This window comes from Microcoleus sp. FACHB-1515 (genome assembly GCF_014696105.1).
Lineage (GTDB): Bacteria > Cyanobacteriota > Cyanobacteriia > Elainellales > Elainellaceae > JAAUTJ01.
The window spans coordinates 16,473-43,465 of sequence record NZ_JACJPO010000049.1 but is presented as its reverse complement, the minus strand read 5'-3'; the positions used below and the strand labels follow the sequence as shown (position 1 = coordinate 43,465).

At 52.8% G+C, this 26,993-nt stretch carries 26 protein-coding genes; 8 read left to right on the top strand and 18 right to left on the bottom strand.

The window, feature by feature from the left end:
- The first annotated feature begins 438 nt into the window (after window positions 1–438).
- From H6F67_RS17095 to H6F67_RS17085, 3 genes are all read left to right on the top strand, one after another.
- Window positions 439–855 carry a peptidoglycan-binding protein gene (locus H6F67_RS17095; RefSeq protein ID WP_190767830.1) on the top strand — a complete coding sequence of 139 codons (417 nt, stop codon included), beginning with the start codon at window positions 439–441 and terminating at the stop codon, window positions 853–855.
- 148 nt (window positions 856–1,003) lie between these two features.
- Window positions 1,004–2,377: an AAA-like domain-containing protein gene (locus H6F67_RS17090; protein ID WP_190767829.1), complete on the top strand. Its 1,374-nt coding sequence runs from the start codon at window positions 1,004–1,006 to the stop codon at window positions 2,375–2,377.
- Between the two features lie 18 nt (window positions 2,378–2,395).
- Complete coding sequence (locus tag H6F67_RS17085; protein ID WP_190767828.1) at window positions 2,396–5,872, top strand: AAA-like domain-containing protein; 3,477 nt, start codon at window positions 2,396–2,398, stop codon at window positions 5,870–5,872.
- A gap of 24 nt (window positions 5,873–5,896) precedes the next feature.
- On the opposite strand, the gene H6F67_RS17080 is transcribed toward H6F67_RS17085, so the two are convergent.
- From H6F67_RS17080 to H6F67_RS17040, 9 genes are all read right to left on the bottom strand, one after another.
- Window positions 5,897–6,562, bottom strand: a complete 666-nt coding sequence (locus tag H6F67_RS17080; RefSeq protein ID WP_190767827.1) for a Pr6Pr family membrane protein — start codon at window positions 6,560–6,562, stop codon at window positions 5,897–5,899.
- A 165-nt stretch (window positions 6,563–6,727) separates the two neighbouring features.
- The gene (locus tag H6F67_RS17075) at window positions 6,728–7,483 is read right to left on the bottom strand and encodes an SH3 domain-containing protein (protein WP_190767826.1); all 756 of its coding nucleotides are present in this window, start codon (window positions 7,481–7,483) and stop codon (window positions 6,728–6,730) included.
- 157 nt (window positions 7,484–7,640) lie between these two features.
- Window positions 7,641–8,477 (bottom strand): SH3 domain-containing protein, encoded by an 837-nt coding sequence (locus tag H6F67_RS17070; protein ID WP_190767825.1) that lies wholly within the window; start codon window positions 8,475–8,477, stop codon window positions 7,641–7,643.
- Between the two features lie 631 nt (window positions 8,478–9,108).
- Window positions 9,109–9,834, bottom strand: coding sequence for an aspartate/glutamate racemase family protein (locus H6F67_RS17065; protein ID WP_190767824.1), 726 nt, complete (start codon window positions 9,832–9,834; stop codon window positions 9,109–9,111).
- Window positions 9,835–10,188 (bottom strand): DUF2237 family protein, encoded by a 354-nt coding sequence (locus H6F67_RS17060; protein WP_190767823.1) that lies wholly within the window; start codon window positions 10,186–10,188, stop codon window positions 9,835–9,837.
- Window positions 10,189–10,220: 32 nt separating this feature from the next.
- Window positions 10,221–10,826, bottom strand: coding sequence for a glutathione S-transferase family protein (locus H6F67_RS17055; protein WP_190767822.1), 606 nt, complete (start codon window positions 10,824–10,826; stop codon window positions 10,221–10,223).
- Window positions 10,826–11,197 (bottom strand): urease subunit beta, encoded by a 372-nt coding sequence (locus H6F67_RS17050; protein ID WP_190767821.1) that lies wholly within the window; start codon window positions 11,195–11,197, stop codon window positions 10,826–10,828. Before H6F67_RS17050 ends, H6F67_RS17055 begins: the two co-directional genes overlap by 1 nt.
- 21 nt (window positions 11,198–11,218) lie before the next feature.
- Window positions 11,219–11,521, bottom strand: coding sequence for an urease subunit gamma (gene ureA, locus H6F67_RS17045; protein ID WP_190767820.1), 303 nt, complete (start codon window positions 11,519–11,521; stop codon window positions 11,219–11,221).
- On the bottom strand, window positions 11,464–12,879 hold the full coding sequence (locus tag H6F67_RS17040; RefSeq protein WP_242020682.1) for a Na+/H+ antiporter NhaC family protein: 1,416 nt from the start codon (window positions 12,877–12,879) through the stop codon (window positions 11,464–11,466). Before H6F67_RS17040 ends, ureA begins: the two co-directional genes overlap by 58 nt.
- A gap of 104 nt (window positions 12,880–12,983) precedes the next feature.
- On the opposite strand from H6F67_RS17040, the gene H6F67_RS17035 reads away from it, so the two are divergent.
- Window positions 12,984–13,889 carry a LysR family transcriptional regulator gene (locus H6F67_RS17035; protein WP_190767819.1) on the top strand — a complete coding sequence of 302 codons (906 nt, stop codon included), beginning with the start codon at window positions 12,984–12,986 and terminating at the stop codon, window positions 13,887–13,889.
- A gap of 36 nt (window positions 13,890–13,925) precedes the next feature.
- Here the strand turns inward: H6F67_RS17035 and H6F67_RS17030 are convergent, their stop codons facing one another.
- From H6F67_RS17030 to H6F67_RS17010, 5 genes are all read right to left on the bottom strand, one after another.
- On the bottom strand, window positions 13,926–14,627 hold the full coding sequence (locus H6F67_RS17030) for a response regulator (protein WP_190767818.1): 702 nt from the start codon (window positions 14,625–14,627) through the stop codon (window positions 13,926–13,928).
- Entirely contained in the window at window positions 14,599–17,361 is a 2,763-nt protein-coding gene (locus tag H6F67_RS17025) for a PAS domain S-box protein (RefSeq protein ID WP_190767817.1), read from the bottom strand. The genes H6F67_RS17030 and H6F67_RS17025 overlap by 29 nt, the downstream gene beginning before the upstream one ends.
- A gap of 44 nt (window positions 17,362–17,405) precedes the next feature.
- On the bottom strand, window positions 17,406–18,209 hold the full coding sequence (locus tag H6F67_RS17020; RefSeq protein WP_206753913.1) for a CAP domain-containing protein: 804 nt from the start codon (window positions 18,207–18,209) through the stop codon (window positions 17,406–17,408).
- A gap of 177 nt (window positions 18,210–18,386) precedes the next feature.
- Window positions 18,387–18,920 carry an FKBP-type peptidyl-prolyl cis-trans isomerase gene (locus tag H6F67_RS17015; protein ID WP_190767815.1) on the bottom strand — a complete coding sequence of 178 codons (534 nt, stop codon included), beginning with the start codon at window positions 18,918–18,920 and terminating at the stop codon, window positions 18,387–18,389.
- Between the two features lie 50 nt (window positions 18,921–18,970).
- Window positions 18,971–19,291, bottom strand: coding sequence for a phasin family protein (locus H6F67_RS17010; protein ID WP_190767814.1), 321 nt, complete (start codon window positions 19,289–19,291; stop codon window positions 18,971–18,973).
- A gap of 82 nt (window positions 19,292–19,373) precedes the next feature.
- Between H6F67_RS17010 and H6F67_RS17005 the strand changes: the two genes are divergently transcribed.
- The gene (locus tag H6F67_RS17005; protein WP_190767813.1) at window positions 19,374–19,679 is read left to right on the top strand and encodes a TIGR03792 family protein; all 306 of its coding nucleotides are present in this window, start codon (window positions 19,374–19,376) and stop codon (window positions 19,677–19,679) included.
- On the opposite strand, the gene H6F67_RS17000 is transcribed toward H6F67_RS17005, so the two are convergent.
- Window positions 19,676–20,407: a sulfotransferase domain-containing protein gene (locus tag H6F67_RS17000; RefSeq protein ID WP_190767812.1), complete on the bottom strand. Its 732-nt coding sequence runs from the start codon at window positions 20,405–20,407 to the stop codon at window positions 19,676–19,678. The genes H6F67_RS17005 and H6F67_RS17000 overlap by 4 nt on opposite strands.
- A 25-nt stretch (window positions 20,408–20,432) precedes the next feature.
- Complete coding sequence (locus H6F67_RS16995; protein WP_313926848.1) at window positions 20,433–21,242, bottom strand: SDR family NAD(P)-dependent oxidoreductase; 810 nt, start codon at window positions 21,240–21,242, stop codon at window positions 20,433–20,435.
- A gap of 119 nt (window positions 21,243–21,361) precedes the next feature.
- Between H6F67_RS16995 and H6F67_RS16990 the strand changes: the two genes are divergently transcribed.
- Window positions 21,362–21,862 (top strand): orange carotenoid protein N-terminal domain-containing protein, encoded by a 501-nt coding sequence (locus H6F67_RS16990; protein ID WP_190767811.1) that lies wholly within the window; start codon window positions 21,362–21,364, stop codon window positions 21,860–21,862.
- A gap of 88 nt (window positions 21,863–21,950) precedes the next feature.
- Here H6F67_RS16990 and H6F67_RS16985 read toward each other — a convergent pair whose 3' ends face one another.
- Window positions 21,951–22,679 (bottom strand): hypothetical protein, encoded by a 729-nt coding sequence (locus tag H6F67_RS16985; protein ID WP_190767810.1) that lies wholly within the window; start codon window positions 22,677–22,679, stop codon window positions 21,951–21,953.
- 485 nt (window positions 22,680–23,164) lie between these two features.
- Window positions 23,165–23,311 (bottom strand): hypothetical protein, encoded by a 147-nt coding sequence (locus H6F67_RS16980; protein ID WP_190767809.1) that lies wholly within the window; start codon window positions 23,309–23,311, stop codon window positions 23,165–23,167.
- A 2-nt stretch (window positions 23,312–23,313) separates the two neighbouring features.
- Between H6F67_RS16980 and H6F67_RS16975 the strand changes: the two genes are divergently transcribed.
- Both H6F67_RS16975 and H6F67_RS16970 read left to right on the top strand, forming a co-directional pair.
- Window positions 23,314–24,780, top strand: a complete 1,467-nt coding sequence (locus H6F67_RS16975) for a carbohydrate porin (RefSeq protein ID WP_190767808.1) — start codon at window positions 23,314–23,316, stop codon at window positions 24,778–24,780.
- Window positions 24,777–26,984, top strand: coding sequence for a tetratricopeptide repeat protein (locus H6F67_RS16970; protein WP_242020681.1), 2,208 nt, complete (start codon window positions 24,777–24,779; stop codon window positions 26,982–26,984). The genes H6F67_RS16975 and H6F67_RS16970 overlap by 4 nt, the downstream gene beginning before the upstream one ends.
- Window positions 26,985–26,993 lie beyond the last annotated feature (9 nt).

Genomic DNA, 26,993 nt, shown 5'->3' with positions numbered 1-26,993 from the left:
CGCCGATTGTGGGAGCGGTGCTAGCGGGCTTTGTCTACCAAGCGGTGTTTGCCGATGATACACGCCGCGTCCTGGAGCGCGAGGAAATCGTGCGCGAGAGCATGAAGCCCTAGCGCATGTTTTCAAAGCTCCAAAAAGAGTGGTGTGCGATCGCGACTCTTTGCAGGCATCGATCCCCCTCAATCCCCCTTCTAGAGGGAAATTTTGAGGGGTGGTTCGTCTCCCTTCTTTTCAAGGAGGGTTGGGGAGGATTAAGCGATCTTAAACCACGCCTTAGGGCGATCGATATCGAGATTGTTGAGGAGTGAATGGGCAGTGGTTCGATGGACTGCAAACACCTACTGCAACATTGAATTACTGCCCAAGCTGCCTACCTTGAAAAGATCGACACCATTCACAAAGCTTGTAGTTCGAGTTAAATTCTTTGAGTTAGATTCAATGTTGTTGAAACCTTTGTTCTCACTGTTGCTGACCGTAAGTTCTTTCGGAATACCGATTTTCGTTTCTCAGTCTGCAACGGCAACCGCGCCTCCGGAAGCTCCGCTTCTGATTGCAACAGCCTACACCGAGCAAACTTTGCCCACACTGGCACGAGGCAGTCGAGGTGAAGCGGTTCGCAAACTCCAAGGAATTTTGCAGAGCAACGGCTATTTGGGGGCGGCAAGTGTGCGGCTTGGCAATCCTAGATTGAACACCGTTGATGGCATCTTTGGAGCGGTAACCGAAAGCGCAATTCGCGACTTACAACAGCGCTATGATCTTCCTGTTACAGGAGTGGTCACTCCTGCGACCTGGGAAGTTCTGGATCTACGGGAAAACCCCTATGGTGCACCGCTCCCTTGGCTCATCCCCTAGTTCTCAGGCGTCGGTAGCATAGAATCGCGCTCTGCAATTCCATTCCATTGCACTCGTAAATCTATCCTTCGATAGATATCATTAGAGCAGTATAGGCTAAACAGTCTATGGTAGCTCCTCTGTATCAATTCGTAGAGGATAGTCGGGTGTGAACGGAAGCAGATGGACAGAGGCAACCAGTCAACCAAAACGGCGGCAGCGCGGTGTGGTCTTGACTCCGAGCGGGCTTCAGCGATTGCAAGCGGCGATCGCCCTAGTCGAAATCGAGCAAAACCAAGGCGATCGCTTCACCTTAGAAGAGTTGGGCAATCGTATCAATCTTTCAACAAAAACACTGACGCGGCTGTGGTCGCTCAATTCAGGTGTTGACCAAAGAACACTACGGCTTTGCTTTAGCGCTTTCAATCTGGAACTGCACAAAGAAGACTATGCGCTGCTAAGCGAGCTAGATGAGCCTGAGCCAGTGCGGATGCGATCGCGGCACGCTGAATCTGAGCCGATGCCTTATCCCAATGGGCCTGAGCCGCTCGATTCGCCGTTTTATATTGGGCGTCCGCCAATTGAAACGCTGGCCTATCAGGAAGTGACGCAGCCCGGTTGTGTAATTCGGATTCGCGCCCCGAAAGAGATGGGAAAAAGCTCGTTGATGCTGCGGCTAGTAGACTTTGCAGAAGCGCAGGGCTATCGCATCGTGACGATCGACTGCAATCAAATCGATGCGAGTTGTTTGACGGATTTGCAGCGTTTTTTGCGGAGTTTTTGTCTGCGAGTTGCCAGAGAGCTAGACGTTGAACCGCGTCTTGATGAGCACTGGGACGATGAAATTGGCAGCAAGCTCAGTTGCACTTTCTACCTCAAAAACTATTTGTTAAAGCAAATTGATAGTCCAATTGTCCTGCTATTTAATGAGATCGATCGCTTCTTTGAACACCCTGAATTCGCCCAAGAATTTTTTCCGCTCTTGCGATCGTGGTATGAAGACGCTCGACGCAACGTCAACTTACAAAAGCTCAGGCTCGTTGTGATTTACTCCACCGAAGAGTATGTGTCGCTCAATATTAATCAATCGCCCTTTAACGTGGGTCTGCCGCTGCGACTGCCTGAATTTACGCCGCAGCAGGTTCAAGATCTCGTTGAGCGACACGGCTTAAATTGGGGTGTGAAAGAAGTCGAGCAGCTCATCGCACTAGTTGGCGGACATCCTGCTTTAATTCGGATTGCGCTCTATCATGTTTGCACGCAACAGATTTCTTTGGAACAAGTGCTGCAAGGCGCGATCGAAAACGGTGGAATTTTTCAAAATCATCTGTGGCATCAATGGGTAAATCTGCAAAAAAATCCGAGTTTGGTTGAAGCTTTAGCGGTGATGCTGGGCGATCGACCCGACGTTGCAATCAATCCGATTCAAACCTATAAGCTTGAAAGTCAAGGATTAATTCGACGTGAAGGAGAACACACTGTAGCCCGATGTGAGCTTTACCGTATCTACTTCAAGCAGCAGCTATTGGCATTTCAACACTAGTTTCTACAGCAAACTTGTATGAGATATCAGGCAGGTGGCAGTCTTCGTAGCGACGATCCAACCTATGTGATTCGTCAGGCAGACGATCGCCTCTATCATGCCTTAAGAGACGGCGAATTTTGCTATGTATTGAATTCGCGGCAGATGGGAAAGTCCTCGCTGCTTCAGCGCACGAGTGCGCGATTGCAAGCGGAAGGTTGTGCCTGTGCCTATCTGGATATTACACAGTTGGGTAGCGAAACGATTACGCCAAAACAGTGGTATCGCGGCATCATCACCGTTCTGTTTCACGACTTGAACTTGTCCGATCGAATTGACTTAAAGCAGTGGTGGCAAGAGCAAGCTGATCTATCTTCAATTCAGCAACTTCATCAGTTTGTTGAGGAAGTGTTGCTGCCGAATGTCGATCGCCGCATCTTCATTTTTGTTGATGAAATTGATAGCTTGCTGAGCTTAAGTTTTCCGGTTAATGATTTTTTTGCCTGGATCCGTCACTGCTATGAACAGCGCGTCCGCAGTCCGGAATTTGATCGTCTGGGATTTGCCTTATTTGGCGTGGCGACTCCTTCTGATCTGATCGCAGATAAGCGGCGGACTCCGTTTAACATCGGCACAGCGATCGAACTGCACGGATTTCAACTCTATGAAGCCACACCGCTGCTGACGGGTTTAGAGTCTCATATTAGTCAGCCAAAAGCGGTTTTGCGAGAAATATTGCGGTGGACGAACGGTCAGCCGTTTCTAACTCAAAAACTCTGTCAGCTTGCGCTGCAATCAGCTTGGGAAGCGGCTGACGGTAAGCTGAATTTGCCACCTGGAACCGAAGCATTTTGGATTGAACAGCTTGTGCGATCGTGCATTTTGCAAAATTGGGAATCGCAAGACGAGCCAGAACATCTCAGAACAATTCGCGATCGCTTGTTGTTTGATCAGCAGCGAGCAGGCCGATTGCTTGGCATTTATCAGCAGATTTTGCAGGCAGAGGACGCGATCGAGGCCGATGATTCTCTTGAGCAGACGCAACTTTTGCTGACGGGACTGCTGGAGAAACATCAAGGATTTTTGCACGTTAAGAATTTGATTTATCGATCGATTTTTAACGAGAAATGGGTTGCCAAACAGCTTGATAACTTACGTCCCTATTCGCAAGCGCTGAATGCTTGGGTGGCCTCGGATTTTCAGGATGAATCGCGATTATTGCGAGGAAAAGCGCTGCAAGAAACGCGGGACTGGACGCAGCACAAAAGCCTCAGCGACCTGGACTATAAATTTTTGGCAGCCAGTCAGGAACTAGAGCGGCGGGAAGCACAGCAGCGCTGGGAAGCCGATCGCCTCAAGGCGGTTGAAACTCGTCTCAAAATTGAAAAGAAAATTGCTAGCCTGCAACGCTTCCTGCTGGCTGCGGTTTGTATTGGCCTGGTGGTTTCGATTAGTTTGGGAGTTGGAAGTTTCGGGCAGTATCGTCAAGCGATCGAGAGCGAACAGCGAGCGCGACTGAGTGAAATTCAAGCGCTAGTTTCGTCTTCAAACGGCCTTTTTCTATCGGATCGGCGGCTCGATGCGCTCATTGAAGCGATTAGAGCAAAGCGTAAACTGCAAGCGTTGAAGAACACAGATCAAGAGATTGAACGACAAGTCAACAGCGTATTGCAGCAGTCTGTTTATGAAGTGGATGAAATCAATCGCTTGAGCGGTCATCAAGCGGCTGTTCTTGCGGTTGATATCAGTTCTGACAGCACTTTAATTGCTTCCGGTGGGGTCGATCGCACCATCAGACTGTGGCGACGGGACGGAACTGAAGTGGCAACCTTGAGCGGCCATCAGGCAACTGTCCGCGCTGTCCAGTTTAGCCCGGATGGTCAGTTCATTGCTTCAGCCAGTGACGATCGCACGCTGAAAATCTGGCAGCGGAACGGTAAGCTGCTGCGGACGCTTCAGGGACACAACGCTCCCGTTTGGGGCGTGGCTTGGAGTCCGGATGGCAAACTGCTGGCGTCTACCAGCATGGACGGAACGGTGAAACTTTGGCGACCGGATCGAACTTCACCCATCCAAATTCTGCAACAGGGCGGGGCAGGAACCTGGGCACTCGCTTGGAGTCCGGATGGACAAACGATCGCCAGCGGCGGCTATGACCGCACAATCAAACTGTGGAAGCGCGATGGAACGCTTGACAAAACGCTGCAAAACCAAGCTTCGCTAGTGATTGGGCTTGCCTTTAGTCCAGATGGGCAAACGATCGCCTCATGCGGCGGTGACAAAACGGTGAAGCTGTGGAGTCGAGACGGAACACTGCTCAACACGCTTGAGGGGCACACAGCCACCATTAATCAAGTGACCTGGAGTCCTGACGGACAGACGATCGCCTCGGCTAGTTTGGACAAGACGGTAAAGCTGTGGAGCCGAGACGGAACGTTGCTCAACACGCTCAGAGGTCATGCAGCAGCCATTTGGGACGTGGCCTGGAGTCGGGACGGCAGCTTCCTCGCCTCCGCTGGCACAGAAAATCTGGTCAGTCTTTGGCAAAGTGACAATCCTTTCCGCACGATCGTTACTGCTCATGCAGGCGGCATTTTTGCGGTTGATATCAGTTCGGATAGCAAAACGATCGCAACGGGAACGGTCGGTGGTCGGCCAAAACTTTGGAATTCGCAAGGCAAACTGCTTCGAGCGCTGACGGGTGACGAAGTGGGTACGGCCTCGGTTGCCTTCAGTCCTGACAATCAATTTCTGGTCTCGGCAGGCGGCGGCAACCTCGTCGGACTTTGGCAGCGGGACGGAACGCTGGTGAAAACCTTTCGTGGACACACGGCGGCGATTTGGGGCGTGGCGTATAGTCCAAACGGGAATATGATCGCATCCGGCGGGGATGACAGCACCGTCAAGCTGTGGCGACCGGATGGCACACTGCTCAAAACCTTGACCGGACATCGCACCACCGTTTGGCAAGTTGCCTTTAGCCCAGATGGTGAGACGATCGCCTCAGCCAGTGCCGACGGTACCGTGAAACTGTGGTCGATCGACGGTACGTTGCTCAAAACCTTGACGGGTCATCAAGCTTCGGTGTGGCGCGTCGCTTTCAGCCCGGATGGAAAAATGCTTGCCTCTGGCAGTGGTGATTCAACCGTGAAACTGTGGTCGATCGACGGCACACTGCTCAAAACGTTTACAGGTCACACTGCCGCCGTTTGGGGCGTCGCCTTCAGCCCAGACAGTCAACGCTTGATTTCTGGCAGCGTTGATACGACGCTGAAGCTGTGGAATCTAGACGGCACGGAACTTGTCAGCCTGCGCGGACACAGCGCTGCTCTGCGCGGCGTCGCCTTCAGCCCGGATAAAACTTTTGTTGCTTCCGTCAGCGAAGACAACACGCTGATTGTCTGGGATTTGCCAAAAATTTTGGAAGTCGATTTGCTCAATTATGGTTGCGATCGCGTCCGCGACTTTTTGCGAACCAATCGCGACATTCAAGGCGATCGCAACCTGTGTCGCTAATTTGTTTTCTTTACATCAATTCGGTCAGTCAGTTCGGCCAGTCAGTCGGCCAATGCCAATGAGAAGTGAGCTAACCACAAGAAATCCAATCAAGAGCATTCCGCTGTTCAAAAACACCTGAACATACCCCAGATTGTTCGCTTCCAGAAACGGATAGGGATACCAGCCAAAAATTGCGCCACGCAAAAGCGCGATCGTCAAATAAACCAGCGGATAAACCAGCCAAGATCGTAGATCGCGCCAGCGCAAGTCGCCCTTTGGCACAAAGAGAAACCAAAACAAAACATATGCGATCGGCGTGAAGTCATGCAGCATTCGATCGGCCACAAGCTGCCAACCCTCTGGATTCCACAGATGTCGCAGCAGCAGCGAGTAGCCCAACCCAACTATGGCAATATAAGCCGCAGCCGCCGTTCTGACGCTCGATCGCGTCAAATATTTTCTCCAGCGACTTCTGCCGATCAGCAGCGGCACAGTCCACACAAGCGCAACTAAAATATTCGTTAAGATCGTGAAGTAGCCAAAGTATCGAGCGATGCCGACCCACAAGCCGGAGCCATTTTCGATCGTTTTGGCCGTTAGCAAATAGAACTGTAAACCTAAAGAAAGCCAAACTAAACTTCCAGCGATCGCGGCATAGATTGCGCTGAAATTGAGCGATCGTCGAGCCGAATTAGCGCGAATTTTCATGACATTGTGAATGTCTATTCAAGCTGCTTTTAACGGAATTTTGATTCGTTTCACCCAACAGGTGAAAAGACGAGGAACTTGCAGTCAATGCTGACTGAATTGAACAAGTTCCTCGTCACGATTTCTTGATGCCGCATCGGGCAAAGCGACATTCGATCGCGATGCTTAGGGAACTGATCCGGGAGTAATCAATCCGCCGCCTGTGCCATCTCCACCAACGCCCACCGTTAGATATCGCGAGAAGACCCAGCCCTCGCCTCGTCCACCTGCCACCACCACATAAGACCAGTTGCCGCTGCGATCGGTGATCGTCACGCCCGTTCCCTGCGGCAGCGTGGCACGAATGGCCGCATACGGATCTGGCTGCGATCGCACATTCACATCTGCCACATTGGTGATTGCAATCTGTCCGCCTGAACTGCCGCCGCTGTTCACCGTGAGATATTGAGAGAAAACCCAGCCTTCGACTCGTCCAGCTACCACATAAGACCAGTTGCCGCTGCGATCGATAATCGTCACGCCTGTTCCCTGCGGCAGCGTTGCCCGAATCGCAGCGTTGGAATTGGGATTCGATCGCACATTCACATCAGAAGCGTTAATCGTGGCGCTTTGCCGATCGCCGGAACTGCCGCCGCTGCTTGCTTCTGTAATGTAAGGGGCATAAACCCAGCCCTCAACGCGCCCTACCACGAGGTAAACCCAATTGCCGCGCCGATCGATAATCGTGCCGCGAGTGCCTACGGGCAGCGTGGCTCGAATCGCAGCCGTCGGACTGGGATTGGCTCGCACATTCACCTGAGTATTCACTTCCGCAGTCTGCGCGATCGCACTGGAAACCGACATGACGATCGCAGCAGTTGTAGAAAGCAGCGCGAGTGCGAAGCGCTCCCGGAACGAGATTGCCCAATTTTGAGTTTTCATATTTGTTGTTTTTGTTCAAGACTGTATAAAGAACCTGCATCGGCCAGCTTTGAAGACCGATGCAAGCATTCCCTACTGCCGAAGGTGCATTGAAGGGCGATCGCACAGACACAAAGACGCCATCCTGCTTTGCGATCGCCTGAATCGCGCTGCTAACTCACTTCAGGCCAGAGGTTGCGACCCAGCCCGATTGACCACTGAGCTTCGCCCATGTGTAGCCTGTGCGCGACACGCGCTCTCCAGTGAGCCGGACTTGTTGTCCATAGCCTAGCCCACCGATTTGGCGGTAGTCTGTGCCGGGGCCAGAGCGAATTCTCAAGCCATTTCCAGCCGCCACAACAGCGGATTGACTGCCGCCGCCAACGCCGCCACTGCCGCCGCCACCAGCAGGAGCGGTGAACCGAGAGGCAATGAAGCCACCGCTGCTGAGTTGGATAAAGCCGTTTTCACCATATCCGGTTGTGGAAACTACTGCGCCGTTTGCCAGCGAACCGATAATCGAACTGCTGGTAGTCGGTCTACTGCGAACATTCAGGCCGCTGCTTGCCGTGACGCGAACCGAGCCGCCGCCACCGCCACCACCAACGCCACCGCCGCCGCTACTGCCGCAGGAAATATTGGGATTCAAGCCCATTCTGCTGGCGGTAGAAGGGCCAACGATGCCATCGCGAGACAAGCCATTCTTCGACTGAAACTGCTTGACAGCAAACTCGGTGTTGTTGCCAAATGCGCCATCCACGCCGCCGACGCTGTAGCCGTTGCGTTGCAGCGTCGATTGCAGCGTCGAAACTGCGCTGCACACATTGCCACGCCGCAAAGCGGCATCCGCGTCGGGTGCATGGGTGAGAACGCCAACGGCAACCGCTGCTCCGGCCACGCCCATCAAGGCAGAACTGGGGATGGCCGAAGTCATTTCGTCGATCGATCGCACTTCCGGCGCAGGATTGGGATCTTCATACTCCACTGCTGCATGAATGTAGGCAAGTGATTCCATTGTTTTCTCCGTCTTTCGTTTCTGTGGTTTGTTTTCAAGGGTTCTCTAGCCGCGTTCAAGAAGCGAATCACAATCGAATTCAGCAATCAACCAGCTAGAAGCTATCGGTCAGCTTGTCGCCGCGATCGCTGTGCTGGCATGAAATCGAATTACAAGCTATCAATTACTACTGCCAAGTAAAATTCATGACTTTAAGAATTTCAAGACCAATTAAGACACTTAAGCAATTCAGCTTTGATTAATGGTTGCTGCAATCGCTGGGGCTGCCGCTGTTTTGTCTGTGTTCTCCTAGGCTGCGATCGAAATTTGAAGGCTGGAACAACCTTTCGATCGAATTGCAATAAAGCGTCTTGAACTATTAATAGACCAGCGGCAGCAGCCAGGAAATGCATTTCCTGGTGCATCCACGTCAGGCCTGTACTAATTTCTAACCTATAGATAAATCACGAAAATTGAGTATTTGCTAAGTTTTTTGTGGCTTGTACTGAGTGAATTAAGGTAAGTACAGAATTGTTAGATTGCCGAACAAAGCTGTGATTTCTGCTTCCTAAACTGTTAGGGCGGGTTACAGAAATCGTCTGTAAAAATACAGAATTTTTTCAGATATTTCAGCTTTAGTCAGTTCAATTGCTCACGATTTCAGCGACTCATTCCATCCACCCGCTTTCATTTCAGGATAGCGATAGGTAAGCCATTTGCTTGTTTGCAGCTTCATCTCGACCAGCACAGTGGCGAATCGCACGCCTGCCGCGACCGGATCAACGACAGGCACGCCCAAGCGATCGCTCAATCTTCGATCGAGTCCGCCCATGCCCGCACAGCCCAAGACGATCGCTTCTGCTTTGTCTTCCTGCAAAGCTTGCCGACTGAGCATTTCCAGCCCTGTAACGATCGCTTCTGGATCCGTTTCGCAAGCTAAAACAGGCAGATCGAGGCAGCGGATTGAAGCGCATCGGGCAGTCAGCCCGGTTTTTTGGACGATCGCTTCGACCATGTGATGACTGCGAGCGAGCGTGGTCACCACTGACCAGCGCGGGGCGATCGCGTTGGCCGCATACATCGACGCTTCCGCAATGCTCACGACAGGCTTGATCGTGGTTTCACGCACGGCATCAACACCGGGATCACCCCAGCAGGCCAGCACAAACCCGTCAAAATGCGGATCGCGCTGCACTTCAGCCAGCACATTCGGGACCGCGAGATATTCGTCGTAATAGCTTTCGATCGAAACTGGTCCCGCACTCGGACAGGTCGTCACGACTTCCACACCGATCGGCGCGTGCGCTTTGGCGATGCGATCGATCGAAGCGGTCATGTCGGGACTGGTGTTCGGATTGATGACTTTGATACGAATCATCTAGAGGGCATTTTGAAGCTGCTCGATTGAAACGACGCTCAGCGTTTTTTCGTGCGTGGCGGCAAGGACGACGGGCGGTGCTACGCCAGCATCAAATGCTTCTTTCCAGCGGGAGACACATAAGCACCAGCGATCGCCTGCTTTCAATCCAGGAAAATTGAATCGCGGCGTTGATAAATCATTGCCGCGCGACTTGGTAAACTCCAAAAACTCCTGCGTCACCTGAGCACAAACCACATGCGTTCCTGTGTCTTGCTCGCCCGTTTCACAGCAGCCATTGCGGTAGAATCCAGTCATTGGATCGATCGAGCAAACTTCGAGCGGTTCTCCTAAGACGTTCCTTGTTTCTGTCATGATGAATGCTCCAGTTGAAGGCGATTTTTTATCTACAGCTTTGCTTCAATCGTAATGTAATTTGGCTGCTTTGAGACGCGATCGCACCAAGCTTGAACTGCCGGAAATTGATTTAAGCTGAATCCACCTTGAGGCGCGACATGAGTATAGGCGTAAAGGGCAATGTCGGCGATCGTGTAGCGATCGCCAACTAAAAATGAATGATCTTTCAATTGCTTTTCTAATACTTCTAAAGCCGCATATCCGAGTGCTTGCTTTTCTTGAAGCGCCTGCTGCTTCTGTTCTGCAAAACCATGTCTGAGCCAAAATCTTGAAGTGGCAATGAACGGTTCATGACTGTATTGCTCAAAGAAAAGCCACTGCATGACGCGAGCGCGATCGAGCTTATCTTCCGGCAAAAATTTAGTTCCTTCGCTCAAATAAATCAAAATGGCATTTGATTCAGCTAAATACAAATCTGGTTCCACTTCAAGGACGGGAATGCGCCCGTTTGGGTTGATAGCGAGGAAGTCAGGCGATCGCGTCTCGCCCTTCAAAATATCCTTTTCAATATACTCAAATGGAATACCAAGCTGAGTGAGCAGCAGTCGCACTTTGTAGCCATTGCCAGAATCGTAATAGTCGTAAAGTCGATACATTATTTTTTCTTCTTTTTGCCTTTTTTCTTGTCGCCTTTCTTTTCTTCGGAATTGTCTTGAATGCGATCGATCGCTCCATCCACCAAATTATTGAACCCATAAACTTCCCGACTACCAACTAAGGCAACTAGGGTTACTTCACGTTCGTCTCCGGGTTCAAATCGAACCGCCGTTCCAGCCGGAATATCAAGTCGCATTCCTTTGGCTTGTTCGCGATCGAAACTCAAGGCTCTGTTGACTTCAAAGAAGTGAAAGTGTGAGCCAACTTGAATTGGTCGATCGCCTGTGTTAGCCACTTTTAGCGTGACAATCGATCGACCTGCATTAAGCTCGATCTCTCCATCTTCAATAAACATTTCACCAGGAATCATACTCAAGCTCCAGCTTATAAACTAGCGAATTGGATCGTGAACCGTAACCAATTTTGTGCCATCGGGAAAGGTGGCTTCAACCTGAACTTCGTGCACCATTTCGGGAATTCCTTCCATGACATCGTCGCGGGTTAGAAGGGTTGTACCGTAGGTCATCAAATCGGCAACTGTGCGGCCTTCACGTGCGCCTTCGAGGATGGCAGCGGAGATGTAGGCGATCGATTCGGGGTAGTTGAGCTTGAGGCCTTTGGCTTTGCGGCGTTCAGCTAAAAGGGCGGCAGTGAAGATGAGGAGCTTGTCTTTTTCTTGGGGCGTAAGCTGCATAATTTGCGAAGTTGAGGCGTGAACTTTAGCGCAATTAAGTTTAACAGGGGAAGCAGATAAAGGTAAAAAGCGAACGGGATAAAGTTTGCATCTGTGCTAAGAATCGTCGCGGGAACGAGTCCAGCAATATTCCAGGGAACCAGTGGTGAAATTACCACTACTGTATTTTCCAGGTCGATCGCCAAATTCGATTTATCTGTTTCGTTTTCTTTATATTTCGATCGCACCAACTGCTGCGTTAGCAAAATCGCGATCGTCTGCGTACAGCCAAAGGCCGCTGCGCCCGTTCCGATCGCACAAACGCCCAAAAATCGATCGCCTTTGGTGCGGATGCGATCGAGCCAGCTTTCGACCCGTCCTAACACCTGAGTTTCTGCAAAGATGCCAACAAAAGCGGTTGAAATGATCACGACGATCGTAACTCGTAACATTGACAACAATCCGCCGCCTGTCAAGATTTCCTGAAGAAATGAAGCTTCTTCTAATCGGAATCCAATCGCGGCAAATTTCGCTAATTCAAAAAGTGAATAATGCTGTTTAGTTAGGGCAATGACTGAGGCGACAGCAATGCTGACAAGCATCGATCGCTTCACTTCGATTTGCAAAAAAGCTAAAATTAAAATGACCGCTGCGGGTAATAGCTCAATCCAGCCAATTTGAAAGAGGCGATCGATTTCTGTCGCAAATTTTTGATCGATCTGGGCGGCTGGACTGAGAAGTGAGAAGATTGTGTAGAGGGCGATCGATAAACTCAAGGCCAGCCGCGAAGTTCGCCACATTCTTTTGACGTTGCTGTACAGATTTGTTTTTGTCACGCTAGCGATTAAATTGGCGCTCGAAGACATGGGGGAGCAGCGATCGCCCACATACGCTCCGGCAATAATTGCGCCTGCAACAAGATGTAAATTCATGCCGCTGCTGCTTGCCATAATCATCAGAGCGATGCCGATCGTGCTGACGGTTCCAAACGATGTGCCAATTAAGAGCGAGACAAAGCTGGTGAGCAGAAATGCAGCGAGAATGAAGAATTTTGGATTGATGAATTGAATGCCGTAGTAGACGATCGCAGGCACGGTTCCCGCTGCCATCCAAACCGCTGTAACAACACCAATCATCAGCAGAACGCTGAAGACAGAAGTTGACTTTTTGCTGCCTCGAAATGCCATTTCTAATAAGCTTTTGAAAGAAAATCCCCGCTGCATGAGCAGCACAATAAATATGATCATTGCTGCTAGCAGCGGATAGGCGATAAAAATGCCTTTGCGAGTGCTGAGGACGAGGAGAGCAAAGGAAGAAGCGATCGCGATCAGCAAATCCATTTTCGTGTGAATTCTTAACTTCTCAAACGATAGAGGCATCGGAAAAATCAATCAAAAGATTCAGTTCATTGCTTTTATCTAAAAAATCGATAGATAATCGTTCAATCGCTTTTTAAGCTAAATTCAAAATCGATCGACAAGACATGGGCGAAAGCAAAGTAAAAATTTCTCAACTGCAAGCGCTAGTAGCGATCGCCGACTTGGGCAGCTTTAGTGAGGCTGCTCTAGAGCTTGAGCTTTCGCAATCCACGATTAGCCACTCGATCGCGACTTTGGAAGATGCGATCGGCGTGGTTTTGCTGGCGCGGGGTCGGCATGGGGCAACGTTGACGCCAGAAGGAGAGCAGATTTTGCCGGATGCGAAGCAGATTTTGCAACTGCTAGACGGGATGCAGCAAAAGGCGCAGAATCTGCGAGATTTGCAGGATGGACAGGTGCGGCTGGCCGCTGTTCGCAGCATTGCCACGCATGTTTTGCCGATCGCGATCGCTCGATTTCGGCAAAAATATCCGCGCTTAAGCGTGATGATTGCCGAGTGCGATCGCTTTTTGGAGGTGGAGCAGGCGTTACGCGAAGGGCGAGCAGAAGTGGGATTTACCGCTTTGCCAACGCTGCCGGAATTTGAAGCGCGAGAATTGTTTCGTGATGAGTTTGTTGCCTTGCTGCCGCCGAATAGTTTGGCTGACGATCAAGCGTTGACTTGGCCGCAGCTCGTGAATTTTCCGATGGTGATGAATCAGCGCAATTTGCTGCATAACAAAATGGTGCATGAGCATCTGGCAAAGTTTGGCTATCATCTGAGCTTGGATTACAACGTGCGCGAAGATTCGACGATTTTGGGCATGGTGCAGCAAGGGTTGGGCGCAACGATTATGCCGCGACTGTCGGCTGAGCCGATTCCCGATCGCATCCAAATTCGCCGTTTGCCCGTGCCGCTAGAGCGAACTATCGGTGTGATTACCGTTGCGGATGTGCTGCTGCCGCGATCGGTTTTTGCCTTTTTGGATGTGCTGAAGCAATCGACGGTGAAGGCGGCGATCGTCCAATAATGGCTGAACTAAAGCACCGCTCGCCGTCCATTCATCTCAAACTCGATCGACCAACTCGACCAAACCATCGATCGCCAAGATGTTTTCAATCTGGCTGATGACGGTGGAGATCGAAACGGCGATCGATGAACCGTCGGCGGTTTGGAGCGTGATTTCCTGTTGAACTTCGCCTGGATTGATCAAGGTGGCGCCTGGCAGGAAGCTTTCGGCCTGTTCAATCGAGTTGGCGCCAAGCAGTCTGAGCAGGGCGGCATTGGCTTCGAGCAGTTTGCCGTCGAGGTCGATGCGGAAAACGCCGATTTTGAGGCGATCGAGCAGATTGCGGAAGCGAATTTCTTGCAGTTCCGCTTGGAGTTGAGCTTTGGTGCGATCGATCGCGGTTTCAAGGGCGATCGGCACACGCGCATAGCGGCTGGGAATTTTGAGAATGTAATCATCCAGGCCAATTTTCATCGCTTCAACCGCAATTTCTTCAGTTCCCGTGTTGGTGAACATGACGATGGGGCAGCGTGGATAGCGACTTTTGACAAGCTGCAAAATGTCGATTCCGGTTGTCCAGCGCAGTTGAAAATCCGTCACGACGGCATCAAATTCACCTTGGGCGATCGCTCGCGTTAGATCGCCGCTGCTGTAGATTTCACGAATTTGGGGCTGATCAAAATAGCGCTGAAGTTCGCGAATCACGAGGACGCGATCGCTAGGATTGTCGTCAATGACTAGAATCCGAAGGGGCATCATGCGTTTTTACTGTCGAGGTTTGAACGGCCTTTGGCAGCGCCATCCAAAAGCAGCTTCCCTGGCCGAGTCCAGATTCCACGCCGACGCGCCCGCCCATCCGATCGATGCCCTTGCGGACGATCGCTAAGCCAATGCCTGTACCCGGATAGGTTTCAACGCCGTGTAGCCGCTCGAAGACACGAAAGATTCGCTCTTGGTGTTCCGGGGCAATGCCGAGGCCGTTGTCTACGATTTCCAATCGTATCCAATCACACTCTTTCTGTTCACTTTTCGATCGAATTGCGATCTGCGGTTCTACTCCTGATTCGACAAACTTGATTGCGTTGCTGATTAAGTTGACAAGTCCCTGCACGAGCGTCGGTCGATGGGCAAAAACTTGACCGAGCGGAGAAGCGATCGACACTTTGGCTTGTTTTTCCTCGATCTGAGTGCGAATTTGATTGAGGGCAGCGGTCACGACTTCATCAAGATTGACGGAGTGAGGGGAAATTTGGGCGCGAGTCAGGCGGCTGTAGGAAAGCAAATCGGCGATTAGCGATTCCATTTGGGTCGCATCTTCCACGATCGATTCAATGTAGCTTTTGCCAAATTCATCGAGTTCGCCACCATAGTCCTCCAGCAACGCCTGCGCGAACCCTTGCATCGTCCGCAGAGGAGCGCGGAGATCGTGCGAGACGGAGTAGGTAAACGCTTCTAGCTCCTGATTCATTTCGGCCAAGGCAGCAGTGCGATCGGCCACGCGCTGCTCCAGTTCGGCGGCATACTGCTGAAGCTGATGACGCAGCTTCGATTGTGCGATCGCGATCGCAAGCTGATTGGTCACCTCCTGCACGATCTCTTGGTCTTCGGCTGAAAAAGCGTGAGGCGATCGGGCAATCAGCAGCAAGTCTCCCATCAAACGATTTTCAAGCAGCAGCGCCATCGCCAAAAAGCTACGGTAGCCCGCGCTCAAGAGGCGATCGCCCAAGGCAGCTCGATCGTTCCAAGCGGCCAAATCTTCGATATACAGCAGATTGGGTCGCTGCCGCAGCCTTTCGGAATCAATGCTGTCCGCAATGGCAAGAACGCTGCCTGCCAAATTGTTTTCGATCGCGCCTGCCAATACTTCCAGCGTTTCCGCTTCAAAATCAAACAGCACAACGGCAGCTTGATCGCACTGAATGATCTGCTGAAGGCGATCGAGTGCTGCCTGTGCAATTTCTGCGGGCGAATCGACCCGCAAAATTGCGTGATCGATGTCCTGCAACGCCCTCAAGCGCTGCGTCGATCGCATCAGCTTTTCTTCAGCCCGTTTGCGATCGGTAATGTCTCGCGAGATGCCGATCACGCCTGCAATTTGGCCTTGGGCATTTCGGTAGGGGTCTTTGGTGGAAAGAAACGTGCGAAGTTCGCCATGTTCGGGAATTTGTTCTTCAAAGGTTTGGCCGCGACCGCTGTTCATAATTTGGCGATCGGCTTCCTGCACGGCTTGGGCAATGTCGGGCGGCAGCAGTTCGTATTCGTCTTTGCCTAAAATTTCAGATTTTGTGCCGCCCAAAATCTGTGCGGTGCGTTCGTTCAGCAGCAAACAGCGACCCGATCGATCTTTGATAAAAATCGCGTCGGTTGTGCTTTCAATAAACGTTTGCAGCAGGTTGTAGCTTTCGCGGATTTGCTGCTCGATGCCCAGCCGATCGGTGATGTCGATCGCCGTACTGATCACCAGTCGGTCTCCGCTCGACAGTTGACCGACTGGAGCCGAGAAAAATTCCCAGGTGCGCCGATCGCCCGATCGCGTGGTCACGACAGCTTCACCTTCCGCGATCGCCTCATCCAGGTCATAAAGACGAGCGATGTCTGCTCGCGCTTGATGTTTGCGATCGCCATAGGCGCGGTCTGTCCAGTCGGCGATCGTGGGAATTTCGGCGATCGTATAGCCTGTGATTTGCGTCCACTGGCGATTGATCTGAACGACTTCCCCAGTTTCAGTGTGCAGCATGATCGGCAGCGGTGCTGCCAAAATCGCCCGCCGAAAGCGCTCTTCACTCGCCCGCAGTGCTGCCTCCGCCACATCGCGCTCGGCCAAACTTTGCTGAAGCGATCGCAAAATCTGCTGAAAGGTCTGCGCCACTTTTTGCAACTGCCGCCCGCTAAAGTAGGCCAACATCGCGCCCACAATCGCGCCCAAGCCGATGCGCGTGGCGATCACTCGTCGCGCCGTTTGCTGAACGGTTTGCACTCGTCGATCGGGCAACTGCTCCTCAATATTGATAAAGCGAGCAATTCGACTCCGCAGCACGTCCATTTGCCGCTTGCGATCGCGCAACTCTGCGATCGGTTCCGTTCCGCCTTGCTGTTTGCGCTGAATCGATCGCACGGCATCTTCGTGCCAAGCCGCCTGCTGCAATTCCAACTGGTTCACCTGCTCGACCTGCGGCGGATTGTCTGAAACCAGATCGGCAAGCTGATCGATCGCCGCCTCGATTTGCGATCGCCCCTGCTCATAAGGCTCCAGAAATTCCGCCTCGCCCGCAATTAAATAGCCGCGAATCCCCGTTTCCTGATCGAGCAGCAGCTTTTGGACTCGATTGGCCTGCGAAATCACCTGATCGGTGTGGTCCACCCACTGCATTTCAGACAGCAGCCCGATCGTCTGCCAAATCGACAATCCGGTCAGCAACACCAGCAGCACGATCGGCAAGGCGATCGCGCCAAGCAAGCGCCGCTGAAATGTCGCTTCTGAATTCGGTGGCATGATTTCAATCCTATCTGGCTGCGGGCTGGAGACGATCGCCGCCACTACTGCATCGGAATGCCAAAATTCTGCGTCCAATAATAGCGATAGTTCACCAGTCCGCGATCGGCTGGATTGTCAAAAAAGCCGACCCCCAGATCGCGATAGCGCGAATTGAGCAGATTGGCGCGATGAGGCGGACTGTCGATCCACGCTTGCACAACGGCTCTGGGCGTGGTTTGGCCTGCCGCGATGTTTTCACCGATGCCGCCCAAATAGCCACTGGCGCTGCCGCGAGCTTGCGCTGATGTGCCGTCCAGTCCTTGATGCCCAAAGAAATCTTGAGTTGCCATATTTTGGCTGTGCTGCTGGGCGGCGGCAGCGAGGCGATCGTTCCAGCGCAACGGTTTCAGGTCGTTCTGCTGACGAAACGCATTCGTCAACTGCCAAACGCGACGAACAAAATTGCTGACGTTGCGGGTGGCTCCAGCCTGCAACTTGTGCGGCTTCAGCATCAGGCGATCGCGAGCGTCGCCCTGCTGGATCGGCGCAACGCGAATCAGGAATGTGCCCGATCGCAAATTCGATCGCGTCAGCGTGGCGATCGATTGGTCTGACACGGTGCGAGCGAGCGTTTCTCGCTGCTCCAGCCGACCGTTGCGATTGCGATCGAATCCGATCGTGGCCTGCACGCTCGATCGAATGCTTTGCAGTTGCAGGTTCAATCCGCGACGGCTCGATACGCTCAGGTGATAGCGATCGCCGCGATCGGATGTGCGAATTGGTTTGGTCATGCGGAAGCTTTCCGACTTCAAATCAATGGCTTGTGCTGAATTGAAATGGCTCGGCTGCATAGGAATGTTTGGCAAGGTTCCTATCCAGTAAGCCGAGTTGCGAAAGCGCGGGTCAACCCAGGATTTACGAGAGCAGCAGGTAGCGAAAATTTGCGGGGTTTTAAGAAAATTTGCATAATTTTTTGATCTGATTTGAATGCAAATCCCAACAAAAAACCGCCTCGATCGAAGCGGTTTTTTGTTGTAACTGACTTAACCAATTCGCAATAGCTCAACGTCAAAGACTAGCGTGGAGTTCGGCGGAATTGGACCAACACCACGTGAGCCATAGCCGAGTTCGGGCGGAATCACGAGTTGGCGGCGGCCACCGACGCGCATGGTTGAGATGCCTTCGTCCCAGCCGCGAATCACTTGTCCTGCGCCCAAACGAAACGAGAATGGACGGTTGCGATCGCGAGAGCTATCGAACTTTGTGCCGTCTTGCAGCGTTCCGGTGTAGTGAACGTAGACGGTTTGTCCGGGGCGCGGCGTAGCTCCGGTTCCTTCCACCAGGTCAACGTATTGCAGGCCAGAATCAGTGGTGGTGACGGCGGCTTCTGGAGTAGCTGTTTCTGAAGTGGAAGCGGGTTCGGTTGCGTCGTCTGACATAGGGGTAGGCAGTTGGGCTTGTTCGATGGTGGGTTGAAGCGGTGTGGCAATCGCTTCTTTAGGCTGGTTGAACTGTGCCACGATCAAAAAGACGACGCACACCAGCATGACGCCGACGCTAATTAAAATCTCTCGCACGGTTGCTTGCTCCTTGATGAATCCACCCAAATTTTCGCATTTCGACGGAACTACCAGCGTTTGTTTTCCAAGTCGCGCAGTTGGCGTTCGAGGCGATCGAGTCGTCCGCGCAGTTCATCCATTTCGCTTTGGCGCGGCACACCGAGGTCTTGGAGGGTTTTTTGCAGTTGGCGCTGCATCTGCTCTTCAAGGTTGCCCTGTTCGCTTTTGAGCTGCTGCATCAGGTCGTTGACAAAGCTGCTGGCTTGTTCAGGGTCAATTTTGCCTTCGCGCACCCACTGGTCGCTGACTTCGCGCACTTTGTCGGCCACCAAGGTCGTGGTGCTGATGCCAATCGTCAAAAGCTGTTTGAGCAGATTATTACTATCCATATGTCAGGAGAATATGCTTGAATGTCGATCGATATTATCTCTGATTTAATTCTGGCAAATTTGCGCGGTGGTGGTGTGAAGTATGGTGATCGAGTGGCTGCGGGTGCGGGTTGAGCCGGAACTGCGCGAACTGTATGTGCAAAAGGATCATGAAATTTGGACGGCGGGGCTTTCTCAATATCCGGGGTTTTTGAACAAAGAGGTTTGGATTAGTCCCGATCGATTGGATGAGGTGGTTTTGGTGATTCGCTGGGAGAGTTTTGCCGCTTGGAAGTCAATTCCTTCGGATGCGTTGGCGCGGTTGGATGCGGAGTTTAATGCGGTGATGGGGGAGACGCACGAAATTGTGGATGCAGGCGGCTATCAGGTGCGGCGGTTTCCGGGTTAGTTCAGTGTCGATGCTCGATACCCAATTCCCCATTCTCTGACCTTCGCCTCAATTCGATCGACCTGCTCTGCGGTTAAATCGTCTTTCCAGCGATCGATCTTGGCCGAGTCGATGTGGTTCATGTGCAGCAGTGTGGCTTCGTCGTGGTAATCGACAATTTCGCGATGGTCGCTGGGGTTGAGTGGGGTTTGAAGAAGCTGCTGGCGAAATTGGGTGATGCGCTCTTTTTGGGCAGCGATCGAGTGGGCGGCAGCGATCGAGCAGGTGCGATCGGGCGTGATGTCGATTTTGAGGTGCTGGGCGATGCGATCGACTTCGCGAGGCAAGTCGGCCATCACCTGCGCGTATTCGGAGATAAGGACGTTGGGTAGTTGCGTCCAGGTTTGATAGCTTTCCAGGCAGGTGTCAAGGAAGCCTTCGTTCCACAAGAAATCAAAGGATTTTTGCCGCTGCTTCATCATCGAGGCGTACACGTCGCGAATGTCACGATGGATGTAGATGCCGAGTGCGTTGCCTGCTGCAAATTCGGCCTGAATTGCTTCGGGGCAGAGGTGAACTTTGATTACTTTGTAGCCGTCGTCAGTGTAATGCGATCGCACTTCGGCAAATCGCTTGGCGTCAATCCAGCCGACCTGAATGCCCCTCCCGGATTCTTGCACAAGCTGCGAAGTAATTTGAAATTGCAGTGTCGAGGCCGATCGAAACATGCCGCAGCAAAACACCCACATGCTTTCTTTAATCCTTGAACAGCCTTTAACCCTTCAGCAGCGATTCGGCACCGTCAATCCACACTTCGGTTCCGGTGATGTGGCTGGCGGCGTCTGAAGCCAAAAATAGCACAAGCTGGGCGACCTGTTCGGATTTGCCCGGATCGCCTTTGGTTAGAGGAATTTTGCCTTCGGGAAATTCGACGGGAATTTTGATTTCTTCCAGGTCGCGCTGTTCAGTGGATTGGCTGATGTTGGTGTCGATCGCGCCTGGACAAATCACATTGGCTCGAATTTTGTGCGGAGCCAGTTCAACGGCAATCATTTTGGTGAAGGCAACCTGGGCGGCTTTTGAGCAGGAGTAAGCGGTTGCGCCAGAGTTGCTAAAAATTCGTGTGCCGTTGACGGAGGATGTGACAATAATCGAGCCGCCGTTCTGCTTTAAATACGGCGCGGCATATTTCACGGTCAAAAATGTGCCTTTCAAATTGATGTCGAGCGTTTTGTCCCATTCGTCCGGCGTCAGCTCTTCGATCGGTGCCCAAACGCCGTTAATTCCGGCATTGGCAAACACAATATCGATGCGACCAAAGCGATCGACCAGCTTTTTCACGGCTTGTTCAACTTGATCGGGCTGCGAAATGTCGGCGGCGATCGCAATAGCTTCCGAGCCTTTGGCTTCGCACTGCTGAACGGTTTCTTTCAGGTCGTCTTCGCTGCGATCGAGCGCGCCAATTTTTGCGCCTGCTTCGGCCATCAGCAAGGCAGTAGCTTTGGCTATTCCTGATCCGGCTCCGGTAATGAGTGCGACTTTTCCTGAAAGCTGCATGATGCGATCGCAATTCGACAATTTCACTTTGGCAAAAGCAATCGGAATTTCCTCTGCCGAAAGTCAGGTTACGCAGTTCTGTCTGTAGCGAGTGTGACGAATCAGTCGAGCTTGATAAATTGCGAAAGACGAATGGTAACAGCTTTATGACATATACGACTTCTAATTCTTCTGAAGAACTTGTCAGTGCTTTTCAAAGCTTGGGCACGGATGAACAGCTCGCTTTATTCTGGTTTGTTTACACCGAAATGGGCGATTCGATTACGCCTGCGGCTCCGGGTGCCAGCACAGTTTCCCCTGAGATTGCGGAAGGTCTTTACAATCAGGTGAAAGAGAAATCGCAGGAAGAACAGCTTCAAATTCAGCGCGATTTGATCGAACACAAGAACACATTGATCGGGCGTGAATACGGTGCGCTCAGCGACACGACCAAGCTGCTGTTTTGGTATCGCCTCGCGCAAGGCATGGACAGCGGTGAAATTATTCCGATGCCGCCCGGATATGAACTGTCGGAGCAGTCGCAGCAGGTGCTAGAGAAGATCAAAGCGATCGATTTTGGTGAACAAATCACGCTGTTCCGCAACATCGTCGCGCCGATGGGCGTTGATCCGACGACGACTGAGCATGATGAATCGACGGGTCTGTAGGTAGGGAAGGCAGAAGGGGGCGAGGAGTTAGGGACGGAACAAGGGTCAGAACCTTTTGCCTTCCGCCTCCTGCCCTCTTGTCTTTCCCTCACTGCAAAAACTCTTCAGGCCGCGAAGGAGCGTTTGTCTGTCGTTCGGTAGGATTTTCGATCGGCGTAGGGTTTTGCGGTTCTTGAGGGATGAGGTAGCGTCTGCCCCAGCCGCCGTTTTCGGTGTTGGGGTCGATGGGTGGGGGAGCAGTTCTGCCAGTGGGAGGCACGATCGCCATCAGATAGTCCACTTGGGCAAAGCGCAGTCCGTCTCGACCCGTGCGAATCGCGCCTTTGGCAAGCTGGAGGTTTTGTGCTTTGAGGTCTTGCTCAAGCTGGCTGAGGTTTTCGATCGGGTCAAGCGTAGCGAGAAACAAAACTTGTTCGTCGGGTGCGAAGGTGATGCCCAGCCGTTCTTGTTCTTGCTGCCAGTTTTCTTGCAGGCGTCCGTCGCGAGCAATTCGCCACAGGTTCAAGTCCGATTGCCATTCGCCCTGCTTCACTTCGACAGATTGGTAGGCCAAAATTGAATAGGTCGGGTTGGGATTGAGTTTGGCGGAAGCGGCATTTCCTGGCTTGAGATAGCGCAGGGCAATGACGTTGATTTTGGTACCGTCTGGTAGATTGGCCGTTCCGTCAACCGCATAAATTCCGGGTGTGCTGCCAGAAACGCGAATTGTGAATCGTGCTTCGGCCTGCTGCTGCACAAAGCGCAGTCGATCGCAACTCGAAAGCAAAAGGGTGAAGACGAAAATGCTGCGCAGCAGCAGAAAACCGGGTTTACGCATAGTGAAGAATGAGCGATCGAGCAGTTAGAGATTGGGTGTCGGCTGTTCCCGAACTCCTAGCCCTGAACACCCGTGTATTCCACGATCGCAATCCAAATCCGAACGTTTACGAGCGACTTCTTGAAAACATAATATTTGATAGCAAAGGTGCGTAAAACTTTAAGCAGCTTCCGTATTTTTGCTGAATTTGCTGGTTGAGTGCAGGCTTTTTAGCTTCTTTAAAGAAATTGCGGATCAGCTTTATTTTTTCTTAAAGAAGATTCGCTAAGAATGTAAGCAGATTGGCTGATCGCGCAGCGCTCCGGGAACCGTATCGCGCAGCGCTCCCGATACGGGATCGTAACTGTTTTGAAGCATATTGCCTTGAAATTGAGTTTTCTTTGTAACACTCAATTTCGATTTGAATCAGGAAGTTTACTGTTTTACCGTTTAGGTTCGATCGCCTTGGGGCTGAGCGTTTTGTGCTGAGAAAGACTGCTTAGGCTTCAGGGTGAATGGCTGTTGAACTTTTGTTTAAATTCGCGTTCCTGCTTGCACTCAAGCCGATCGAGTGCGATCGCGCTGTGGCAGTGCCGCCAGCCTGACGATCGCTGCTTGAGCTTTTGTTTCGCCTGCTCAATCTCCCAAGTCACTCATGAATCGAAAATCGTCTGTTCCTTGGCTGCGCCCCCTCCTGGGCACAGCATCTACAAGCCTGCTCATTTGCATTCTGTCTGTTCCTGCTCAAGCTGAATCGAATCCGATCGCGCTCGACTCCATTCTGCCGGATGACCAGCCGATCGCCTCCAACGAAGCTCTTGAAGCACTTTCCGCCACTGACTCGCCCGAAGGCGAAGCGATCGCTTCCCTTCCCAAAGCAGCGGATTTGGCCGCGATCGAGTCAAAAGAAATTGCCGATTCCGTCGTACCCACATCTGCGGACAGTTTGGCAGCAGATGCGATCGCGCCTGATGTCATTCCGGCCGCATCGATCGCCCCGACTGTGACTCAACCAGAAATAGCAGAATCAGTCCCGACTGCCATTCCAGCCACATCGATCGCCCCAACTGCAATGGAGCCGGATCGGGTGGCACAGCGATCGAGCGAACCCCAGCCAGAGCCAGCTTCGCAACAAGCAAGCGATCTGGTGGGTGAACCACTGGTGCGGGCACAGGGCGCGATCGTGGTGCAAGGTGATGACACTTCAGCACGAGCGCGACTGACCGCCGAATACGCCATCAATCCCAATTTGCTGATTGGAACGACGATCGATTTGACCACAGGCAACGCATTCGTCGATTCGGAATCGGAAGGCTTCAACATCAACGAACTGTATGTTGCCGCTTCGCCCGAAGGCTTGCCCGGACTGCGCTTTGTTGCAGGCATGGTCGATCTAACTTCGTATTTCGATCGCAACAGCTTCGCCAAAGATGGCGTGACGCACTTTTTCAATCCGGTCTTTCAAACGAATCCGGCTTTGGCTGCAACGGGCATTGGTTCGCGTCCATCTGCCTTGGTGATTTGGCAGGTGAACGACTCGATCGAAGTGAAAGCCGCCACCTTTTCTTCCAGCCGCAATCTCGATGAGTTCGCATTTGATGGCTTTGCGGGCGAGTTGGGCGTGCGCCTGGGCGATCTAATCGTGCGCGGCACGTTCAGCAGCGATCGCGACGACGGACAAAACGACGGCTTCCGCGAAATCTTCGGCTTCGATCGCGGCAATGGCAACTTTGGCTTGGAGTCGGACGATCGCGAACAGGCTTACGGCATCAACGCTGAATGGTGGATTCCAAGCGCGAATCTTGGCTTGTTTGGCCGCTACGGACGCTACGAAAATTTGGAACTCGATCGCGGCGGCGACACGTTCAGCTTCGGCTTCAATCTGCTGGATCTGTTCATGACGGACGATCGTCTCGGCCTTGCTTACGGGCGGCAGCTTTCCAACAGCGACCTGCGACAAGCCGAAAATGCCGCTGTGCCGGACGTGCTGGAACTTTTCTACGACGCTCGCATTTCACCGAATCTGCGGGCGGGCATTTCTTTTCAGCAGCGCGACGCTTTTTCGGAAACCGTTTTGGGCTTTCGCATCCGCGCGGACTTTGACTTATTAGGAGGACGATGATGAACTGGGAACATAATTTGCAGCGATCGAGTGTCGGCAGCTTGAATCGAACGGTGGGACAGTGGACAATTGCCCTTTTGCTTGCAGGTGCGATCGCCCTGCCCGCAACCGCCCAAACCACGCCGCTGATTCGCCAAGGCAACGACTACCTCAATCGGGGCTGGATCGATCGCGCCATTCCCACATTTCAGCGAGCGACACAGCAAAATCCCCGGTCGATCGAAGCGTGGCTCGGTTTGGCGCAGTCCTATCAGCGAGCCGGACAGGACGCGAATGCCTGGCAAGCATACAATCGTGCTTTGTCGATCGATGCTCAAAACGATGTGGCGCTGCGGGCGATCGGCACGCTGGCAAGCTTTCGCCCGGAATGGAACCGCATCGGCATCGGCGCATTAACGACCTTGCTGGAGCGATCGCCCAACGACACCGCCGCCAGAGGACAACGCGCTTTGCTCTACGGCTATCAGGGTCAATTTGCCGAGTCGATCGCCGACTACGAAATTGTTCTGGCTGGCAATCCGACTCCAGAAATTTTGCTGGGTGCGGCTCAGGTCTATGCCTACAGCGGCAACTATTCGCAGAGTGCGGCCTTGTTCGATCGCTATCGCGGCGTGATTCCCACTGCGGCAATTCCCGCTTATGGTTTGGCCTTGCAGGAAACAGGACAGGTGGAACAAGCGATCGCCATCCTCTCTGAACGCCTCCGCACCAGCCCTACACCAGAGATTCGAGCAGCCTTGGCCGTTGCCTATGCCGCCAATCAGCAGGTCGATCGATCGCTTACGACGCTCGAACCATTCCGGGGTCGAAGCGAAGATCGATTGCCGCTGGCACGGGCACTCAGCGCGATCGCTCGTGAAACCAACAATCCCACTCTCACGGCGGAAGCGATCGACCTCTATCGCCAAGTGCTGCCCCAAGCCACAGGTTTCGCGCTGCTCGTGGAAGCCGCCGACGTGATGAGCGAACTTCCAGCCACCAGAGCCGAAGCCCTTCAGCTTTACGCACAAGTGCAGCCGCAGGACTTCAGTTTGCAGGTGAAGCAGCTTGTCTTGAAAGTGCAGCTTGGACAAATCGATCGATCGCAATTTGTCAGTCAGCTAACGAATCTTGTCCAGGCTGCTGATAGTGAGACAAAACGCCGCTCGCTCGCTCGCGCTCTTGTGCCGCTTGACAATCCTGACCCGCAACTGCTGACGATTTATCGATCGATCGCTGCTGAAGTTGACGAGCCGTTCTTGCAGTTCCGCATCGCTCAAATGCTGACGGCACAGGGAGATTACGCAGCCGCCAGGCAAGCCATCCAAATTTATGCCGGTCGCAATCCGCAAGATGCCGCGTCGGATTTGCTCTTGGCCGACCTCGATCGCCGCGAGGGAAATCTCGACGCCAGCCGCCAGCGCTATCAAGCGATTCTCAACCGCGATTCCACCAATCTGGCAGCACGGCGCGGACTGGCGGGCATTCTCGTCGCCCAAGGTGATTCAGCAGGCGCGATCGCCGTTTATGACGAAATTCTCGCCGCCCGTCCGGACGATGCTGCCGCCCAACTCGGTCGCGCAACGCTGGCCTACCAAAGCGATCGCCTCAGCGAAACCGAAGCCGAAAGCGTTCTCGATCGCTGGCAGTCTTCGAGTGAAACGCCACCGGAACTGTTTAGCCTCGTCGCCGCCTTGCCTCCAGACGCATCGCGATCGACACTCTACGATCGACTGCTGGCGATCGATCCGAACAACATCGGCATTGCCAGCCGCCGCATCCAGGTTGTCGCTCAGCAAGACCCCAATCGGGCGATCGCTGAAGTCAACGAGCTAATCGCTCGCAATCCGCAAGACCCGACCGTGTATTTTGTGCAGGGCGAACTGGCGCAGCAGCTTGGCGACCTCGACCTTGCCAGCCAAGCCTACACGACGCTGCTCGATCGCCAACCGGAAAATGCCGATGCGATCGCTGCGCTGGGCGGAGTCCGCTTTCAGCAGCGCAACTATGCCGAGGCAACTGCTCTCTATCAGCAAGTTCTCAGTCTGCGTCCGGGCGATCGCCAGGTGCGGCAGATTTTGGCCGATTTGAGCTTGGTGCAAGACCAGCCCTTGAGCGCGATCGAGCAGCTTCGCAACATTGATGGAACCGAATCCCGGATACGCCGCATCCAGGTTGATCTACTGAGAAGGCGCGGCTTCCAACCGAGTTGGGAGCGGTATTAGACACATCAA

Bases quoted from the DNA above. Each gene is read 5' to 3' on its own strand.
- H6F67_RS17095 (WP_190767830.1), top strand. From the start codon at position 439: ATGTTGTTGAAACCTTTGTTCTCACTGTTGCTGACCGTAAGTTCTTTC.
- H6F67_RS17085 (WP_190767828.1), top strand. From the start codon at position 2,396: ATGAGATATCAGGCAGGTGGCAGTCTTCGTAGCGACGATCCAACCTAT.
- H6F67_RS17080 (WP_190767827.1), bottom strand. From the start codon at position 6,562: ATGAAAATTCGCGCTAATTCGGCTCGACGATCGCTCAATTTCAGCGCA.
- H6F67_RS17075 (WP_190767826.1), bottom strand. From the start codon at position 7,483: ATGAAAACTCAAAATTGGGCAATCTCGTTCCGGGAGCGCTTCGCACTC.
- H6F67_RS17070 (WP_190767825.1), bottom strand. From the start codon at position 8,477: ATGGAATCACTTGCCTACATTCATGCAGCAGTGGAGTATGAAGATCCC.
- H6F67_RS17065 (WP_190767824.1), bottom strand. From the start codon at position 9,834: ATGATTCGTATCAAAGTCATCAATCCGAACACCAGTCCCGACATGACC.
- H6F67_RS17060 (WP_190767823.1), bottom strand. From the start codon at position 10,188: ATGACAGAAACAAGGAACGTCTTAGGAGAACCGCTCGAAGTTTGCTCG.
- H6F67_RS17055 (WP_190767822.1), bottom strand. From the start codon at position 10,826: ATGTATCGACTTTACGACTATTACGATTCTGGCAATGGCTACAAAGTG.
- H6F67_RS17050 (WP_190767821.1), bottom strand. From the start codon at position 11,197: ATGATTCCTGGTGAAATGTTTATTGAAGATGGAGAGATCGAGCTTAAT.
- ureA (WP_190767820.1), bottom strand. From the start codon at position 11,521: ATGCAGCTTACGCCCCAAGAAAAAGACAAGCTCCTCATCTTCACTGCC.
- H6F67_RS17040 (WP_242020682.1), bottom strand. From the start codon at position 12,879: ATGCCTCTATCGTTTGAGAAGTTAAGAATTCACACGAAAATGGATTTG.
- H6F67_RS17035 (WP_190767819.1), top strand. From the start codon at position 12,984: ATGGGCGAAAGCAAAGTAAAAATTTCTCAACTGCAAGCGCTAGTAGCG.
- H6F67_RS17030 (WP_190767818.1), bottom strand. From the start codon at position 14,627: ATGATGCCCCTTCGGATTCTAGTCATTGACGACAATCCTAGCGATCGC.
- H6F67_RS17025 (WP_190767817.1), bottom strand. From the start codon at position 17,361: ATGCCACCGAATTCAGAAGCGACATTTCAGCGGCGCTTGCTTGGCGCG.
- H6F67_RS17010 (WP_190767814.1), bottom strand. From the start codon at position 19,291: ATGGATAGTAATAATCTGCTCAAACAGCTTTTGACGATTGGCATCAGC.
- H6F67_RS17005 (WP_190767813.1), top strand. From the start codon at position 19,374: ATGGTGATCGAGTGGCTGCGGGTGCGGGTTGAGCCGGAACTGCGCGAA.
- H6F67_RS17000 (WP_190767812.1), bottom strand. From the start codon at position 20,407: ATGTGGGTGTTTTGCTGCGGCATGTTTCGATCGGCCTCGACACTGCAA.
- H6F67_RS16990 (WP_190767811.1), top strand. From the start codon at position 21,362: ATGACATATACGACTTCTAATTCTTCTGAAGAACTTGTCAGTGCTTTT.
- H6F67_RS16985 (WP_190767810.1), bottom strand. From the start codon at position 22,679: ATGCGTAAACCCGGTTTTCTGCTGCTGCGCAGCATTTTCGTCTTCACC.
- H6F67_RS16975 (WP_190767808.1), top strand. From the start codon at position 23,314: ATGAATCGAAAATCGTCTGTTCCTTGGCTGCGCCCCCTCCTGGGCACA.
- H6F67_RS16970 (WP_242020681.1), top strand. From the start codon at position 24,777: ATGATGAACTGGGAACATAATTTGCAGCGATCGAGTGTCGGCAGCTTG.